The following is a 16,404-nucleotide window of genomic DNA, read 5'->3' as shown; positions in this document are numbered from 1 at the left end:
GTCCGGCGGGGACGCCGCGCGTCGTCCGCGGAAGCCGCGCGCCTCGGGGAGCGTGTGCCCGCAAGCGGTGTCGCTAGACTTTGCCCTGGTCTCGCCCATCCGTACGAGCCGGAGGAGTGCAGTGGCAGCCAAGGACGGGGCAGCAGCTCCCGGAAAGTCCGGCGCGGGCTCCGGCATCGAGGCGCTCATGCGCGCCTCGCTCAGCGCCGTCGCCCCCGGCACCGCCCTGCGCGACGGTCTGGAGCGCATCCTCCGGGGCAACACCGGCGGCCTTCTCGTCCTCGGCATGGACAAAACGGTCGAGTCGATGTGTACCGGCGGCTTCGTGCTGGACGTGGAGTTCACCGCGACGCGCCTGCGTGAGCTGTGCAAGCTCGACGGCGCGCTCATCCTCGACAAGGACATCACCAAGATCCTGCGGGCCGGCGTCCAGCTCGTCCCGGACGCCTCCATCCCCACCGAGGAGACCGGCACCCGCCACCGCACCGCGGACCGGGTCTCCAAGCAGTGCGGCTTCCCCGTCGTCTCCGTCTCGCAGTCCATGCGCCTGATCGCGCTGTACGTGGACGGCGAGCGGCGCGTTCTGGAGGAGTCGGCCGCGATCCTCTCGCGCGCCAACCAGGCGCTCGCGACCCTGGAGCGGTACAAGCTCCGCCTCGACGAGGTCGCCGGCACGCTCTCCGCCCTGGAGATCGAGGACCTGGTGACCGTGCGGGACGTCACGGCCGTCGCCCAGCGCCTGGAGATGGTCCGCCGGATCGCCACCGAGATCGCCGAGTACGTGGTCGAGCTGGGCACGGACGGCCGTCTCCTCTCGCTCCAGCTGGACGAGTTGATCGCGGGCGTCGAGCCCGAGCGGGAGCTCGTCATCCGCGACTACGTCCCCGAGCCCACGGCGAAGCGCTCCCGCACGGTCGCCGAGGCGCTGACCGAGCTGGACGCGCTCAGCCACGCCGAGCTGCTCGAACTGCCCATCGTGGCCAGGGCCCTGGGTTACAGCGGCTCCCCCGAGACGCTCGACTCCGCGGTCTCCCCGCGCGGCTACCGGCTCCTCGCCAAGGTCCCCCGGCTGCCCGGTGCGATCATCGAGCGGCTCGTGGAGCACTTCGGCGGCCTGCAGAAGCTGCTCGCGGCCAGCGTCGACGACCTCCAGACCGTCGACGGCGTCGGCGAGGCCCGGGCGCGCAGCGTCCGCGAGGGCCTCTCCCGTCTCGCGGAGTCCTCGATCCTGGAGCGGTACGTCTAGGACACCTGGACACCGGGCGCGGAAGGTCAGTCCTTGGCCAGGGTGAACGAGGCCGGGAGGACCTTCACGCCGGGCATCGCCGCTTCGACCAGGTAGGTTCCCGGTCCCACCGGGGCGGCCGGGGCGGTGGCGCACCGCGGGGCGCTCCGCTTGCGGTCCCACTCCACCGTGTGCGTGACCGAGGAGCCCGCCGGGACCCGGAGCAGGATGGCGGCGTCCGGGCGCGGGCAGTCCCGGGAGGCCCAGACCTCGTCGCCCTTGCTGTCACTGATCGTCAGAACCGCGTTCTTCGGGCCGAGATCGGCCTTGCAGTCGGTGGCCGAGGTGTTCTTGGCGACCAGGTGGAGGCGCGGCTTCTCGCCCGGCGCGTACGAGACCTTGGCGCTGCGCAGGGTCAACTGCAGTGCTCCGGGGGCGCAGTTCGGCAGCGGGGAGTCGGCCGGCACCTGCTGCCCGGAGCTCGCGCCCGCGCCGCCGTCACCGCCCGCGCCGTCCGTGTCGCCGTTCTTGCCGCCGTTCGCCGCGCCCGCGTCCGTACCGCCGTCCGCGCCGCCGGGCCCCGTACCGCCGTCGCCGCCGGTGTTCTCGCCGGACTCGCCGGAACCGCCCGAGCCTCCCGATCCGCCCGACTCGTCGCGCCCGCCCGGCTGTTCGCTGATCGCGGGTCCTGAACCGGAGGGTCCGGGAGTGATCGAGGGGGCCGGAGAAGAGCCGTTGGAGGCGTCGTTCGACTTCTTCCCGCCGCCGTCACCGGCGGTGACGGCCCAGAGGGCGAGCATCGCGAGAAGGGCGATCAGGCACAGCGCGACTGCCCTCCGTCGCCAGTAGATGGAGGAGGGAAGCGGCCCGACCGGATTGCGCAGTGATCCCACGCCACGAACCTTACGAGAGATCGGCGCCAACTCCCGCCCCACCCGCCGCCCCAGACGCAAGTTTTGCCGATGATCACATCCGAATCCCGGCTCCCACCCCCACTTTCGTAGGGGGTCGTCCGCTTCCTTCGCCCGGGGTACCCGCCGTCATCGCGGGCGCCGTGGCCGTCGCGCTCACCTCCTCGTCGTCAAGACGGCGAACCGGCCCGTCCGGGCGCTGGTGGAGACGGCCCGGTCGAGCAGGGGAACGGCGCGGTGGTGTGGTGCGCGGGGCGCGGGCCGCGCCCGCGCGCCTCCGCGCGCCCCGAGGGCGTGCGCCACGGCGCGTACGGAACGTGCCAGGATCGGGGGTGCCATGACATCCATCGACACCCCCCTCACCGACCTCACCGGCCTCCCCGTCGCCCCGGCGCCCGCCGAGGAGCTGCACGGGCCCGTCCTCGCCTGGTTCGACCGGCACGCCCGCGACCTGCCCTGGCGCCGCCCGGAGGCGGGGGCGTGGGGCGTGATGGTCAGCGAGTTCATGCTCCAGCAGACTCCCGTGGTGCGGGTCCTGCCGGTGTACGAGCAGTGGCTCGCGCGCTGGCCGCGCCCGGCCGACCTCGCCGCGGAGGCGCCCGGCGAGGCCGTCCGCGCCTGGGGCAGGCTCGGCTATCCGAGGCGCGCGCTCCGGCTGCACGCGGCGGCCCTGGCCATAACGGAACGGCACGGCGGTGACGTGCCGCGCGAGCACGCGCAGCTGCTCGCGCTGCCCGGGATCGGGGAGTACACGGCGGCGGCGGTGGCCTCGTTCGCGTACGGACAGCGGCACGCGGTCCTCGACACCAACGTCCGCCGGGTGTTCGCCCGGGCGGCCGCCGGCGTCCAGTACCCGCCGAACGCCACGACCGCCGCCGAGCGCAGGCTCGCGCGGGAGCTGCTGCCGCGGGACGAGGCGACGGCGGCCCGCTGGGCGGCGGCCTCCATGGAGCTGGGCGCGCTGGTCTGCACGGCCAAGAACGAGGACTGCGGGCGGTGCCCGATCGCGGCGCGGTGCGTATGGCGGCTCTCCGGCAAGCCGGCGCACGACGGCCCGCCGCGGCGTGGCCAGACGTACGCGGGAACCGACCGTCAGGTGCGCGGCAGGCTCCTCGCCGTGCTCCGGGAGACGGTGGGCGCGGTGCCGCGGGCGGCCCTGGACGCGGTCTGGGACGAGCCGGTGCAGCGGGCCCGCGCCCTCGACGGGCTCGTCGCCGACGGCCTGGTCGAACCGCTGGAGGGTGGCCTGTACCGCCTGCCGCACTCCTGAGCGGGCAGGCCGCGTGGGCCGGGCCCGTTGCACACCGGGACCGTTGCCCAAGGCCCGTTACACAACCGATGGGCAGCCGTGCGTCCGCCGACGGCTGCCCCGGACAGCCCCGTGACAACCGCTCCGTAGCGTCGTCGACGTCACAGGAACGAGCAGGTCACGGGGATGGAGGCGGTCGGGATGTCGCACGGCGAGGTGCTCGACTTCGAGGAGTACGTACGCACTCGGCAGGACGCGCTGCTGCGCAGCGCGCGCCGTCTCGTCCCCGACCCGGTCGACGCGCAGGACCTGCTGCAGACCGCGCTGGTCCGGACGTACGGCCGCTGGGACGGGATCGCGGACAAGTCGCTCGCCGACGCCTACCTCCGCCGGGTGATGATCAACACGCGGACCGAGTGGTGGCGCGCCCGCAAGCTCGACGAGGTCCCCACCGAGCAGCTGCCCGACGCGTCCGTCGACGACGCCACCGAGCAGCACGCCGACCGGGCCCTCCTCATGGACATCCTCAAGGTCCTCGCGCCGAAGCAGCGCAGCGTCGTCGTCCTGCGCCACTGGGAACAGATGAGCACGGAGGAGACCGCGGCGGCGCTCGGCATGTCGACGGGTACGGTGAAGTCCACGCTCCACCGCGCCCTGGCCCGTCTGCGGCAGGAACTGGAGAGCCGCGGTGTCGAGGACGCCCGCGCTCTGGAGCGCTCGACCGTACGACGTGACGAACGGGGGCAGGACCGGTGCGCGGCCTAGGCGCCAGACAGAGCGGCGACGACGGGCGGGGGGCCGAGGGGCGGGGGGCCGAGGCTTCTCGGCCGGTGCTTCGGGCGACGAGCGGAACGGCGGTGGCCGGGCTCGTCGCCGTCGGCGCGCTCCTGGCCGGCTGCTCGACCGGCGGTACGGGCTCCCGGGACGAGGGCGCGGCCCGCGCGGACGAGGTGGCCTCCGCGGCGCCGGCCCCCTCCGCGTCGGCCTCCGCGGGGCAGCCGGACAAGCGGGTCGACCCGATCGCGCTCATCAAGGGCGACCCGAAGATCGGCGAACGGCTGAAGGCCGATCTGAAGCCGTGCGTCGCCGATGCCTACCCGGTGGACACCTCGTACGGGAACCTGACCGGCGGTACCTCGCCCGATGTCGTCGTCAACGTGATGACCTGCGGCGACGCCGTCGGCATCGGCACGTATGTGTACCGGGAGGAGAACGACCGGTACAAGAACGTCTTCATGGCCGAGGACGCGGCCGTCTATGCCACGATCGACCGGGGCGACCTGGTCGTCACCCGGCAGGTGTACGCCAAGGGCGACCCGGTGGCGTACCCCTCCGGCGAGGACGTGATCACGTACCGCTGGGCCGGGAACAAGTTCATCCAGCACGACTGGGTGCACAACGACTACAGCCGCGCGGTCGGCGACGGAGGCCTGGACGGCTCCGCGCCGAGCGCGTCCCCCGGCAACTGAGCCCCGAGCCGACGTCAGGAGAGAGACGCGCGATGGCCGAGACCCATGTGCTGTTCGTCGAGGACGACGACGTGATCCGCGAAGCCACCCAGCTCGCACTGGAGCGGGACGGCTTCGCGGTGACCGCCATGCCCGACGGGCTCTCCGGTCTGGAGGCGTTCCGGGCGGACCGGCCGGACATCGCGCTGCTCGACGTGATGCTGCCGGGGATGGACGGCGTCAGCCTGTGCCGCCGGATCCGCGACGAGTCGACGGTGCCGGTCATCATGCTGTCCGCGCGCGCCGACTCCATCGACGTGGTCCTGGGCCTGGAGGCGGGCGCCGACGACTACGTCACCAAGCCGTTCGACGGGTCGGTGCTGGTGGCCCGGATCCGGGCGGTGCTGCGCCGCTTCGGGCACGCGGGCGGCCCGGCGGCCGGGGACGCGGGGCGCGCCGACGCGCCGGAGGGCGGGGTGCTCGTCTTCGGGGAGCTGGAGGTCGACACCGAGGGCATGGAGGTCCGCAGGGGCGGCGAGCCCGTCGGGCTCACACCGACCGAGATGCGGCTGCTCCTGGAGTTCTCCTCGGCGCCGGGCACGGTGCTGTCCCGGGACAAGCTCCTGGAGCGGGTCTGGGACTACGGCTGGGGCGGCGACACCCGGGTGGTGGACGTCCACGTCCAGCGCCTGCGCACGAAGATCGGCCAGGACCGGATCGAGACGGTCCGCGGCTTCGGCTACAAGCTCAAGGGCTAGGACGGCACACCGGTGAAGCCGCTCGCCCTCCGTACGGGGGTCCGCTGGAAGATCGCCGTGGCCATCGCGGCCGTGGGCGCGCTCATCGCGGTCACCCTCAGCCTGGTCGTCCACAACTCGGCGCGCGTCTCGATGCTCGACAACGCGCGCGAGGTGCAGATGGAGCGGCTGCTCTTCGCCCAGCGGATGTACGAGAGCTCCAAGCCGAAGGAGCCCCGCTTCGGCACCAAGATCAACGATCCGATGCTGCCGCCGCAGCTCGACCAGCTCATGCGGGACAAACGGCGTGGGACGTACGTACAGGAGCACCGCCACGGCGGTCCGCCCGACGTGTGGGCGGCCGTGCCGCTCGCCAACGGGGACGTGCTGTCGCTCCACATCCCGTTCGCCGACCGCAGCGCGACGATCATGAAGGACCTCGACCGGGCGCTCGTCATCGGCTCGGTGTCGGTGGTCTTCGGCGGCTGCGCGCTCGGCGTGCTCATCGGCGGCCAGCTCTCGCGCCGGCTGCGCAAGGCCGCCGCGGCGGCCGGCCGGGTCGCGCAGGGCAACACGGACGTACGGGTGCGGGACGCGATCGGCGGAGTCGTACGGGACGAGACGGACGAGCTGGCCCGGGCGGTCGACGCCCTGACGGACGCCCTGCAGGAGCGGATCGAGGCCGAGCGCCGGGTCACCGCCGACATCGCGCACGAGCTGCGCACGCCGGTGACGGGCCTGCTCACGGCCGCCGAGCTGCTGCCGCCCGGGCGTCCGACCGAGCTGGTACGGGACCGGGCGCAGGCCATGCGGACGCTGGTCGAGGACGTGCTGGAGGTCGCCCGGCTGGACAGCGCGTCGGAACGCGCCGAGCTCCAGGAGATCGCGCTCGGCGAGTTCGTCGAGCGGCGGGTGCGGGCGCTCGATCCGGAGGTGGCGGTGCACGTCGTCCACGAGTCCTGGGTGAACACCGACCCCCGGCGCCTGGAGCGGATCCTGGGCAATCTGCTGGCGAACGCGGCCAAGCACGGCAAGCCGCCGGTCGAGGTGACGGTCGAGGGCCGGGTGGTACGCGTCCGGGACCACGGCCCGGGCTTCCCCGAGGCGCTGCTGCGCGAGGGCCCGAGCCGTTTCCGCACCGGTGCCAGCGACCGGGCGGGGCAGGGGCACGGTCTCGGCCTGACGATCGCGGCCGGGCAGGCCCGAGTGCTCGGCGCCCGGCTGACCTTCCGCAACGCGGCGCCGGAGGGCACTCCGGAGGGGGCGGGCGGCGCGATCGCGGTCCTGTGGCTGCCGGACCACGCGCCGACGAATACGGGCAGCTTCCCGATGATCAAGTTCGCGGACTGAGGCCCCCGGCGGGTGATCGCCGGGGGCCTTCTCGCGTACGACCTCGCGGGACGACGGAAGGTCAGACCGTCTCGACGGTCTTCGGGGCGGCCTCGGGGGCCGGCTTCGGCGCCGGGCCCGCCCCGCGCAGCGCCACTTCCTTGACGAGGAAGGCGAGGACGAAGCCGATCACCGCGATGGCCGCTCCCGCCAGGAAGGCCGCGTGGGTGCCGGAGGCCACCGCGTCCTGGTAGGCCTCGCGCAGCGCGGCCGGGAGCTTCGCCAGGCTGGCGGCGTCGAGCTGGGCCGACTGCTGGGTCAGCTCGGAGCCGCCGCGCGCCGCCATCTCGTCCTGGACGCGGCTGGTGAAGAGCGCGCCCATGATGGCGACGCCGAAGGAGGAGCCGAGGGTGCGGAAGAGGGTGGTCGCGGAGGAGGCGACGCCCATGTCCTTCATCTCGACGCTGTTCTGCGCGACGAGCATGGTGATCTGCATCAGGAAGCCCATGCCGGCGCCGAGCACCGCCATGTAGACGCCGGAGGTGAGGCGGGAGGTGCCGGTGTCCATCTGGGCGAGCAGGAAGAGGCCGATCACCATCAGCGCCGTACCGATGATCGGGAAGATCTTGTACTTGCCGCTGCTGGTGGTGATCCGGCCGGAGACCAGGGAGACGACCATCATCGCCATCAGCATCGGCAGGAGCAGCAGGCCGGAGTTGGTGGCCGAGGCACCCTGCACGGACTGCTGGAACAGCGGCAGGAAGAGGACCGCGCCGAACATCACGAAGCCGGTGAGGAAGCCGATCACCGACATGAGGGTGAAGTTGCGGCTGCGGAAGATGTGGAGCGGTACGACGGGGTCACTGGCGCGGGTCTCGACCCGGAGGAACGCGGCGAGCGCGGCGACGCCGGCGACCGAGAGGCCGACGATCATCGCGGAGCCCCAGGCGTACTCCGTACCGCCCCAGGTCGTGACCAGGACGATCGCGGTGATGCCGACGGTCAGCAGCGCGGCGCCGAGGAAGTCGATCCGGACGGAGCGGTCGCGCACCTTCTTGGGCAGGTGGAGGACGGCGGTGACCATCGCGAGGGCGACGGCGCCGAGCGGCAGGTTGATGTAGAAGGACCAGCGCCAGCCCCAGTGGTCGGTGATGGTGCCGCCGACGAGGGGGCCGCCGATCATGGCGAGGGCCATCACGCCGGCCATCATGCCCTGGTACTTGCCGCGCTCGCGGGGCGGGATCAGGTCGCCGATGATCGCCATGACGCCGACCATCAGACCGCCGGCGCCGAGGCCCTGGACCGTGCGGAAGCCGATGAGCTGGCCCATGTCCTGGGCCATGCCGCTGAGCGCGGACCCGATCAGGAAGATCACGATCGCGGTCAGGAAGACGCCCTTGCGGCCGTACATGTCGCCGAGCTTGCCCCAGATGGGGGTGGAGGCGGCGGTGGCCAGGGTGTAGGCGGTGACGACCCAGGAGAGGTGCTCCAGGCCGCCGAGTTCGCCGACGATCGTCGGCATGGCGGTACCGATGATCATGTTGTCGAGCATCGCGAGCAGCATCGCGATCATCAGGGCGAGGAGGACGACGCGGACGCTGCGCGGCTTCTTCGCAGCCGCCTCCTCGGACGTTTTCACTGGCTCGGTCGTCGCCATGCTTCCGCTCCCCACCATGCCCCATCATCCCTGGGTGCACTTACTTGCCGCCCGGCTAGTTACTAGACTGGGGACGGTAGACCCGTAACTAGCCGGTCGTCAAGTAAGTAAGAGTGTGTGGGAGCGGACCATGGCCAGAGGCAACACCCGGCAGCGCATCCAGGACGTGGCCCTCGAACTCTTCGCGGAACAGGGCTACGAGAAGACCTCGCTGCGCGAGATCGCCGAGCACCTCGACGTCACCAAGGCCGCGCTGTACTACCACTTCAAGACCAAGGAAGACATCATCATCGGCATCTTCCAGGACCTCACCCGGCCCGTGGACGAGCTGATCGCATGGGCGCGGGAGCAGCCGCGCACGCTGGAGGTCAGGGAGGAGATCCTGCGCCGCTACCAGGAATCCCTGATCGGCGCGGCCCCGCTGTTCCGCTTCATGCAGGAGAACCAGGCGGCCGTCCGCGAGCTGAGCATCGGCCTGACCTTCAAGGAGCGGATGCTCGAACTGAGCAATCTGATCCAGGAGCCGGAGTTCGCCGTGATCGACCGGGTGCGCTGCGTGAGCGCGATCTTCACCCTGCACGCGGGGATGTTCTTCATGGACAACGTCGAGGGCGACGCCGAGGAGAAGCGGGAAGCCGTCCTCGATGTCGCCCTCGATCTGCTCACCCAGGCGCACGGCGCGCGGTGAGGCCTTCCTCGGGTCGCCCTCGGGTCAGATGGTGACGCCGACGGAGCGCAGGAACGCGGCCGGGTTCAGCGCGGAGCCGTAGTTCGGGGTCGTACGGATCTCGAAGTGCAGGTGCGGGCCGGACGAGTTGCCGGTGTTGCCCGACAGCGCGATCTTCTGGCCGGCGCCGACCTTCTGGCCGATGCCGACGTTGATCTTCGACAGGTGCGCGTACTGCGAGTACTTGCCGTTGGCGTGCTTGATGACGATGGCGTTGCCGTACGCCGGGCCGTCACCGCCGCCGTTCGGGCCGGCCTTCACGACGGTACCGGCGCCCGCGGCCTTGACGGTGGTGCCGACCGGAACGGCGAAGTCCTGGCCGGAGTGCTTGCTGGCCCACATGGCGCCGCCCTGGTTGTAGCTGGCGGTCAGGGTGTAGCCGCCGACCGGCTTGACCCAGGAGGCCTTCTTCTTGGCGGCGACCGGGGCGGCCTTCTTGACGGCCTTCTTCACGGCAGCCTTCTGAGCGGCGGCCTTCTTGGCCGCGGCCTGCTTCGCGGCCGCCTGCTTGGCCGCTGCGGCCTTGACGGCCTTGGCGGCCGCCTGGGCCTGAGCATCGGCCTGCGCGGCGACGGCGGCGGACGCACCGGTCGCGGCAGTCGCGATGGTGGCCTTGCCCTCGGCGGCGAAGGCGGACCCTGCTCCGGCCACCAGCGACGCTCCCAGACCCGCGGTGGCGAGGGCGACGGCGGTGACACGGGCGGCGGGGTTCATGACGCGCTTCGACATACGGGGGAAAACCTCCGGACAGAACGGGACCCGACGCGGTGGTGCGCCGGGCTGGTGTTGCTGTTCCTTGGTAACCCGGACCCCCATCCGGGGTAAAACACCCCATCTACGACATCACGTCGTAGCGATCTCCGGAGAAGTTCAGGTCTTGACCACTCCGGACCCCTCACCCTGAATTCGGACAAACCAGCCCAAGAGAAGCGGTTTATCCGCACGTCGGACCCGTCCCCGTACGGTCGGGAGGCCGCTTACCGCAGGGTTCGCGACCCCTTGGGACCAAAGTCCCGCCACCATGACCCCGAACGTCCCGAATCGACACCAAACGCCAGCACTATTCCGGCTAGTACCGCCCAAAACGCCTGTGCGCCTTGTCACGGAGCCGCCACCCCGAATGCGACCTGGGTCACGCAACCCGAGCCTCTCGGATCCCGTCCCCGACTACGCTGACGACGGTTCGGAACGAGCACGGCCGCTTCGGGGGACGCACGTGGATCCAGCACTCATCGGCATACGACTGGCCTCGTCCGCGACGGGCCCGCTGCTACGGAAACTGCTGGCCAAGGACGGTCCCGGGGCCGGCCTCACCGGTGCCCGCAAGCCCGTCCGGCTCTCCGGGCTCGTCTCCTTCCGCGGCGAGAAGCGCACCCTCACGGAGAAGGACGTCCGCAGGCTCGCCACCACCCTCGTCGAGCGGGCCGCGGCAGGCCCCGGCGAGCCGCCGTTCCCCGCCGACGAGACCGAGGCGCTCACCGACACCCTGGCCGCGACCCTGCTCGCCCTCGGCGACCTCGACATGGACGACGTCCAGGCCGTCCACCTCGGCCCCACCGCACTCGCGCGCCGGCTGCGCGCGGCGGCACCGCCCCCGGACGGCCTGTCGACGGACTCGGTCCTCTTCCTCGACACGCTCACCGACTGGTCCTGCGTGCAGATCCTGGAGTTCTTCACCCGGCGGACCACCTTCGTCGCCCGGACGCTGGTGGAGCAGACCCGGGGCCAGGCGGAGCTCACGGCCAAGGTCGACGAGGTCATCCGCCGGACACCCCGCGTGGACGCGCGGGACGCGGAGTTCGAACGGCGGTACCGGGCGTACGTGGCGAAGAAGCACGGCAGCCTCACGATCTACGGCGTCGAACTGCAGGGCGCGCCCGAGAGGTGGCCGCTGGACGTGGCGTATCTGTCGCTGGAGGCGACGTTCTCCGATCGGATGGGTGCCGAGGGCCGGGCGCTGCTGGCCGACATCGACGACATGCGCACGTTGATGATCCCCGGCTCCGCGGATGACCAGGCGCTCCAGTACCTGAGGAACGAACGGATCCGCGACCTCTCGGCGACCGGCGGCCGCGCCGACCAGGCCCTCGCCCGCCAGGACAAGGTGCTGCTGCGCGGTCTCGCCGGGTCCGGGAAGACGACGCTCGTCCAGTGGCTGGCCGTCTCGGCCACCCGGGAGGACCTCGCGGACGACATGGCGTACCTCCGTGACCGGATCCCCTTCGTCCTCCCCCTGCGCACCCTCACCCGCCACGGCGAGCGGCTCCCCGCCCCCGAGCGCTTCCTCTCGGCCGTCGACTGCCCCCTCTCCCCGCCCGAGGGCTGGGCCGACCGGGTTCTCGCCGCAGGGCGCGGCCTGGTCCTGGTCGACGGGATCGACGAGATCCCCGAGGCCGAGCGCGAGCGCGCCCGCCGCTGGCTCCGCGACCTCCTCGACACCTACGACGGCAACCGCTGGCTCGTGACCTCGCGCCCCACCGCCGTACGCGACGACTGGCTGGCGTCCGACGGCTTCACCGAGCTCACTCTCGCCCCGATGTCCACCGCCGAGGTCGCCACCTTCGTCCGCCGCTGGCACAAGGCGGCCGGGCCGGAGGCGGCACCGTACGAGCAGCCGCTCCTCGACGCGCTGCGCACCACCGCCGACGTCGCCGCACTCGCCACCAACCCACTGATGTGCGGCCTGATCTGTGCCCTCCACCGCGCCCGCCGGGGCTTCCTGCCGCGCGGCCGGAAGGCGCTGTACGACGCCGCCCTGTCGATGCTCCTCACGCGCCGGGACCGCGAGCGGGACATGGGTACGCCGTACGGGATCGAGCTGGGCGAGGCCCCGCAGATCCAGCTGATCCAGCGGATCGCGTACTGGCTGACGCTCAACGGCCGCACGACGATGGACCGTTCGCATGCGGAGTCGGTCGTGCGGGAGGCCGTGCCGGCCATCACGGAGGCGGCCGGGTACGACCCTGGCGCGGTCTTCACACACCTGCTCCACCGCAGCGGCCTCCTGCGCGAACCGACCGAGGAGACGGTCGACTTCGTCCACCGCACCTTCCAGGACTACCTGGCGGCGAAGGCCCTCGTGGACCGCTGGGACATCGGGGTCCTGGTCCGGCACGCGGCGGACGACCAGTGGGAGGACGTCATCCGCATGGCCGTCGGCCATGCCCGCCCGCGCGAATGCGCGGAGATCTTCGAGGAGTTGCTCCGCGCGGTCGACGGGGCACCGGACCGCCGTACCCAGCTGCGGATCCTCGTGGTCGCCGCGACGGCACTGGACCACGCGACGGAGGTGGCACCGGCGATCCGCGAACGGATCCTGGCCCGGACGGCAGCGGTCATTCCGCCGAGCGGGCCGGAGGAGGCACGGGAGCTGGCGTCGGTGGGCGCGGCGGTGCTGGATCTGCTGCCCGGGCCCGAGAGCCTGGAACCGATGGAGGCACTGAATGTGGTGATCACAGCAACCCACATCACGGACGACGCCACCTTGCCGTACCTGGCGAAATTCACCCGCCACAAGACCCTGATGGTCCGCAGCCAACTCATGTGGGCGTGGCATCGGTTCGACGCCTCGACATACGCCGACGAGATCATCTCTCAGCTCGACCCGTCGGGGCTCAACTTCACCGTGATGACCGACGAACACGCCGCCGAGCTGGTGCGCCTCGGTCTGCGTCCTGAGCGCCTCGAACTCCGGGGCCGTCTCACCCGTCATGGAGTGGCGCTGCTGAGCGAAGTGCTCGGCGGTGTGAAGAGCCTGGGGGTGCACGATGCGATCGGTCAGGTCCTGGGCTCGTTCCTCGTGGGCGACCAGCTGGAGAGTGTCACCCTGTCGACGTACCCGGAAGGAGGCTTCGGCGTTCTGCGTCGTCTGCCCCGTCTCAGGATGCTCGCGGTCACCAGAGCCATCGGGCCCACCGCGGAGGACTGGCGGGCGCTGGCAGATCTCAGCGGGCTCGAGCTGCTCTCTGTGCCCGATGTGGCCGTGGCGGCCATACCGGACTCACTGCGGCTGCCGGTGACGAGGCTGGACGTGGACTGCGCGGGATCCTCCGTGCACTTCGAAGCGATCGTTCGTGCGTTTCCGGATCTGGAGCAGCTCGCCCTCTGGAACTTCGAAGACGGTCAGGTCCACGACCTCACCCCCCTGGCATCGCTGGAGCGGCTCTCCCGCGTCTCCGCCGCGGGCGCCCGGTTCACCGGCACCGAACACCTCTCCCGGGCCGTCGAGCTCCGCACGTGAAAAGGGGCGGCCCCGGACTCTTCCGAGTCCGGGGCCGCCCCTGTCACACACTTCGAACGCTTACGCGTCCTTCGAGAGGTTCGGACCGGCTCCGCCGGTCGCCTGCTCGATCGGCGGGACGTCGGGCAGCGCCGACTTCTCCTCGCCGCGGAAGGTGAACTTCTTCTCCTCACCCTCGCCCTCGGTGTCCACGACCACGATGTGACCGGGGCGCAGCTCGCCGAAGAGGATCTTCTCAGAGAGCGAGTCCTCGATCTCGCGCTGGATCGTCCGGCGCAGCGGCCGGGCGCCCATCACGGGGTCGTAACCCTTCTTGGCGAGCAGCTCCTTCGCGGACTGGGAGAGCTCGATGCCCATGTCCCGGTCCTTCAGGCGCTCGTCCACCCGGCCGATCATCAGGTCGACGATCTTGAGGATGTCGTCCTGGGTGAGCTGCGGGAAGACGATGACGTCGTCCACACGGTTCAGGAACTCCGGGCGGAAGTGCTGCTTCAGCTCGTCGCTGACCTTCGCCTTCATCCGCTCGTAGTTGGACTTCGTGTCGCCCTGGGCGGCGAAGCCCAGGTTGAAGCCCTTCGAGATGTCCCGGGTCCCGAGGTTGGTCGTCATGATGATGACCGTGTTCTTGAAGTCCACGACCCGGCCCTGGGAGTCGGTCAGTCGACCGTCCTCCAGGATCTGGAGAAGGGAATTGAAGATATCGGGGTGGGCCTTCTCGACCTCGTCGAAGAGGACGACGGAGAACGGCTTGCGGCGCACCTTCTCGGTGAGCTGGCCGCCCTCTTCGTAGCCCACGTATCCGGGGGGAGAACCGAAGAGACGGGAAACCGTGTGCTTCTCGCTGAACTCCGACATGTCGAGGGAGATCATCGCGTCCTCGTCGCCGAAGAGGAATTCGGCGAGCGCCTTGGACAGCTCGGTCTTACCGACACCGGACGGACCGGCGAAGATGAACGAGCCGCCGGGGCGCTTCGGGTCCTTCAGACCGGCTCGCGTACGGCGGATCGCCCGCGAGAGGCCGATGACCGCGTCACGCTGGCCGATGACGCGCTTGTGGAGCTCGTCCTCCATGCGGAGCAGACGCGAGGACTCCTCCTCGGTCAGCTTGAAGACCGGGATACCGGTGGCGGTCGCGAGGACCTCGGCGATCAGATCGCCGTCGACCTCGGCGACGACGTCCATGTCGCCGGCCTTCCACTCCTTCTCCCGCTTGGCCTTCGCCGCCAGCAGCTGCTTCTCCTTGTCGCGGAGAGAGGCCGCCTTCTCGAAGTCCTGGGAGTCGATCGCGGACTCCTTGTCCCGACGGACACCGGCGATCTTCTCGTCGAACTCACGGAGGTCCGGCGGCGCGGTCATCCGGCGGATGCGCATCCGGGAGCCGGCCTCGTCGATCAGGTCGATCGCCTTGTCCGGGAGGAAGCGGTCCGAGATGTACCGGTCGGCCAGGGTCGCGGCCTGCACGAGGGCCTCGTCCGTGATCGAGACACGGTGGTGGGCTTCGTACCGGTCGCGCAGACCCTTGAGGATCTCGATCGTGTGCGGCAGCGACGGCTCGGCGACCTGGATGGGCTGGAAGCGGCGCTCGAGGGCGGCGTCCTTCTCCAGGTACTTGCGGTACTCGTCGAGCGTGGTGGCACCGATGGTCTGGAGCTCACCGCGGGCCAGCATCGGCTTGAGGATGCTCGCGGCGTCGATCGCGCCCTCGGCGGCGCCCGCACCCACCAGGGTGTGGAGCTCGTCGATGAACAGGATGATGTCGCCGCGGGTGCGGATCTCCTTGAGGACCTTCTTCAGGCGCTCCTCGAAGTCACCGCGGTAGCGGGAGCCGGCGACCAGCGCGCCGAGGTCGAGGGTGTAGAGGTGCTTGTCCTTGAGGGTCTCGGGCACCTCGCCCTTGACGATGGCCTGCGCCAGGCCTTCGACGACGGCGGTCTTGCCGACGCCGGGCTCGCCGATGAGGACCGGGTTGTTCTTCGTGCGGCGGGACAGCACCTGCATGACCCGCTCGATCTCCTTCTCGCGCCCGATGACCGGGTCGAGCTTGGACTCACGAGCGGCCTGGGTGAGGTTCCGGCCGAACTGGTCGAGGACCAGGGACGTCGAGGGAGTGCCCTCGGCAGGACCGCCGGCGGCGGCGGCTTCCTTGCCCTGGTAGCCGGAGAGCAGCTGGATGACCTGCTGCCGCACCCGGTTGAGATCGGCGCCCAGCTTCACGAGGACCTGGGCGGCGACGCCCTCGCCCTCGCGGATCAGGCCGAGCAGGATGTGCTCGGTGCCGATGTAGTTGTGGCCGAGCTGGAGGGCCTCACGGAGCGACAGCTCCAGGACCTTCTTGGCACGCGGGGTGAAGGGGATGTGCCCGGACGGGGCCTGCTGCCCCTGCCCGATGATCTCCTCAACCTGCTGGCGGACCGCCTCGAGCGAAATCCCGAGGCTCTCCAGGGCCTTAGCGGCGACACCCTCACCCTCGTGGATAAGGCCCAGGAGGATGTGCTCGGTGCCGATGTAGTTGTGGTTGAGCATCCGGGCTTCTTCCTGAGCCAGGACGACAACCCGCCGCGCGCGGTCGGTGAACCTCTCGAACATCGTTAATCGCTCCTCAGAGCGGTCAGTCAGTTAGGGGTCGATCCCCTCCCTGTCCTTCCGCAGCTTAGTCCCGCAAGCGGGGACCGCTCATTCCAACTGCCGACATCCGTCCGGATCACCCCCTTGTCTGCGGGGAGACCTGCTGCAGAACAGCCGACAAATGCTCCAACCCGATGGTGCGAGACGATGTTCCCGCAGGCCAAGCAGTTACCCGCGCCTTGAGTACGCCGATGGCGAACGTGAGACGCAGAAGCCCGCGAGTCGCCCCTCCTCACTAGGAATGTCTTACCCGTAA

13 protein-coding genes are annotated in these 16,404 nt (G+C 70.7%); 8 read left to right on the top strand and 5 right to left on the bottom strand.

The annotated features are described in order from the left end of the window. Positions 1-121: 121 nt before the first annotated feature. Positions 122-1,246 (top strand): DNA integrity scanning diadenylate cyclase DisA, encoded by a 1,125-nt coding sequence (gene disA, locus ACF06X_RS31015; RefSeq protein WP_158988238.1) that lies wholly within the window; start codon positions 122-124, stop codon positions 1,244-1,246. Between the two features lie 26 nt (positions 1,247-1,272). Here the strand turns inward: disA and ACF06X_RS31010 are convergent, their stop codons facing one another. After that, a complete protein-coding gene (locus ACF06X_RS31010; protein ID WP_392290612.1) occupies positions 1,273-2,118 on the bottom strand; it encodes a hypothetical protein in 846 nt (281 codons plus the stop codon). A gap of 174 nt (positions 2,119-2,292) precedes the next feature. Further along, positions 2,293-2,475, bottom strand: coding sequence for a hypothetical protein (locus tag ACF06X_RS31005; protein ID WP_392290611.1), 183 nt, complete (start codon positions 2,473-2,475; stop codon positions 2,293-2,295). Here ACF06X_RS31005 and ACF06X_RS31000 point away from each other — a divergent pair. The 5 genes from ACF06X_RS31000 to cseC all read left to right on the top strand — a co-directional run bounded on the left by ACF06X_RS31000 (position 2,474) and on the right by cseC (position 6,920). Next, positions 2,474-3,406, top strand: a complete 933-nt coding sequence (locus tag ACF06X_RS31000; RefSeq protein ID WP_392290610.1) for an A/G-specific adenine glycosylase — start codon at positions 2,474-2,476, stop codon at positions 3,404-3,406. The genes ACF06X_RS31005 and ACF06X_RS31000 overlap by 2 nt on opposite strands. Positions 3,407-3,586: 180 nt before the next feature. Continuing rightward, complete coding sequence (locus ACF06X_RS30995; protein ID WP_158988241.1) at positions 3,587-4,150, top strand: SigE family RNA polymerase sigma factor; 564 nt, start codon at positions 3,587-3,589, stop codon at positions 4,148-4,150. Further along, positions 4,138-4,854, top strand: coding sequence for a hypothetical protein (locus ACF06X_RS30990; protein ID WP_392290609.1), 717 nt, complete (start codon positions 4,138-4,140; stop codon positions 4,852-4,854). The genes ACF06X_RS30995 and ACF06X_RS30990 overlap by 13 nt, the downstream gene beginning before the upstream one ends. 32 nt (positions 4,855-4,886) lie before the next feature. Further along, a complete protein-coding gene (cseB, locus tag ACF06X_RS30985) occupies positions 4,887-5,591 on the top strand; it encodes a two-component system response regulator CseB (protein ID WP_392290608.1) in 705 nt (234 codons plus the stop codon). A gap of 12 nt (positions 5,592-5,603) precedes the next feature. After that, positions 5,604-6,920, top strand: a complete 1,317-nt coding sequence (gene cseC, locus ACF06X_RS30980) for a two-component system sensor histidine kinase CseC (RefSeq protein ID WP_392290607.1) — start codon at positions 5,604-5,606, stop codon at positions 6,918-6,920. Between the two features lie 61 nt (positions 6,921-6,981). Here the strand turns inward: cseC and ACF06X_RS30975 are convergent, their stop codons facing one another. Then, entirely contained in the window at positions 6,982-8,556 is a 1,575-nt protein-coding gene (locus ACF06X_RS30975) for an MDR family MFS transporter (protein ID WP_392290606.1), read from the bottom strand. A 130-nt stretch (positions 8,557-8,686) separates the two neighbouring features. Here ACF06X_RS30975 and ACF06X_RS30970 point away from each other — a divergent pair, with 130 nt between their 5' ends. Next, the gene (locus ACF06X_RS30970) at positions 8,687-9,244 is read left to right on the top strand and encodes a helix-turn-helix domain-containing protein (RefSeq protein ID WP_355113061.1); all 558 of its coding nucleotides are present in this window, start codon (positions 8,687-8,689) and stop codon (positions 9,242-9,244) included. A 24-nt stretch (positions 9,245-9,268) separates the two neighbouring features. Here ACF06X_RS30970 and ACF06X_RS30965 read toward each other — a convergent pair whose 3' ends face one another. Next, positions 9,269-10,012 carry a M23 family metallopeptidase gene (locus ACF06X_RS30965; protein ID WP_392290605.1) on the bottom strand — a complete coding sequence of 248 codons (744 nt, stop codon included), beginning with the start codon at positions 10,010-10,012 and terminating at the stop codon, positions 9,269-9,271. A 487-nt stretch (positions 10,013-10,499) separates the two neighbouring features. On the opposite strand from ACF06X_RS30965, the gene ACF06X_RS30960 reads away from it, so the two are divergent. Then, positions 10,500-13,523 (top strand): NACHT domain-containing protein, encoded by a 3,024-nt coding sequence (locus tag ACF06X_RS30960; RefSeq protein ID WP_392290604.1) that lies wholly within the window; start codon positions 10,500-10,502, stop codon positions 13,521-13,523. A gap of 60 nt (positions 13,524-13,583) precedes the next feature. On the opposite strand, the gene ACF06X_RS30955 is transcribed toward ACF06X_RS30960, so the two are convergent. Next, positions 13,584-16,109 carry an ATP-dependent Clp protease ATP-binding subunit gene (locus ACF06X_RS30955; protein ID WP_392290603.1) on the bottom strand — a complete coding sequence of 842 codons (2,526 nt, stop codon included), beginning with the start codon at positions 16,107-16,109 and terminating at the stop codon, positions 13,584-13,586. Positions 16,110-16,404 lie beyond the last annotated feature (295 nt).

Origin of the sequence: Streptomyces sp. NPDC015346, assembly GCF_043078785.1 — a bacterium.
In the GTDB taxonomy this organism is placed as follows: domain Bacteria; phylum Actinomycetota; class Actinomycetes; order Streptomycetales; family Streptomycetaceae; genus Streptomyces.
This window is presented reverse-complemented; position numbering and strand designations above follow the sequence as displayed.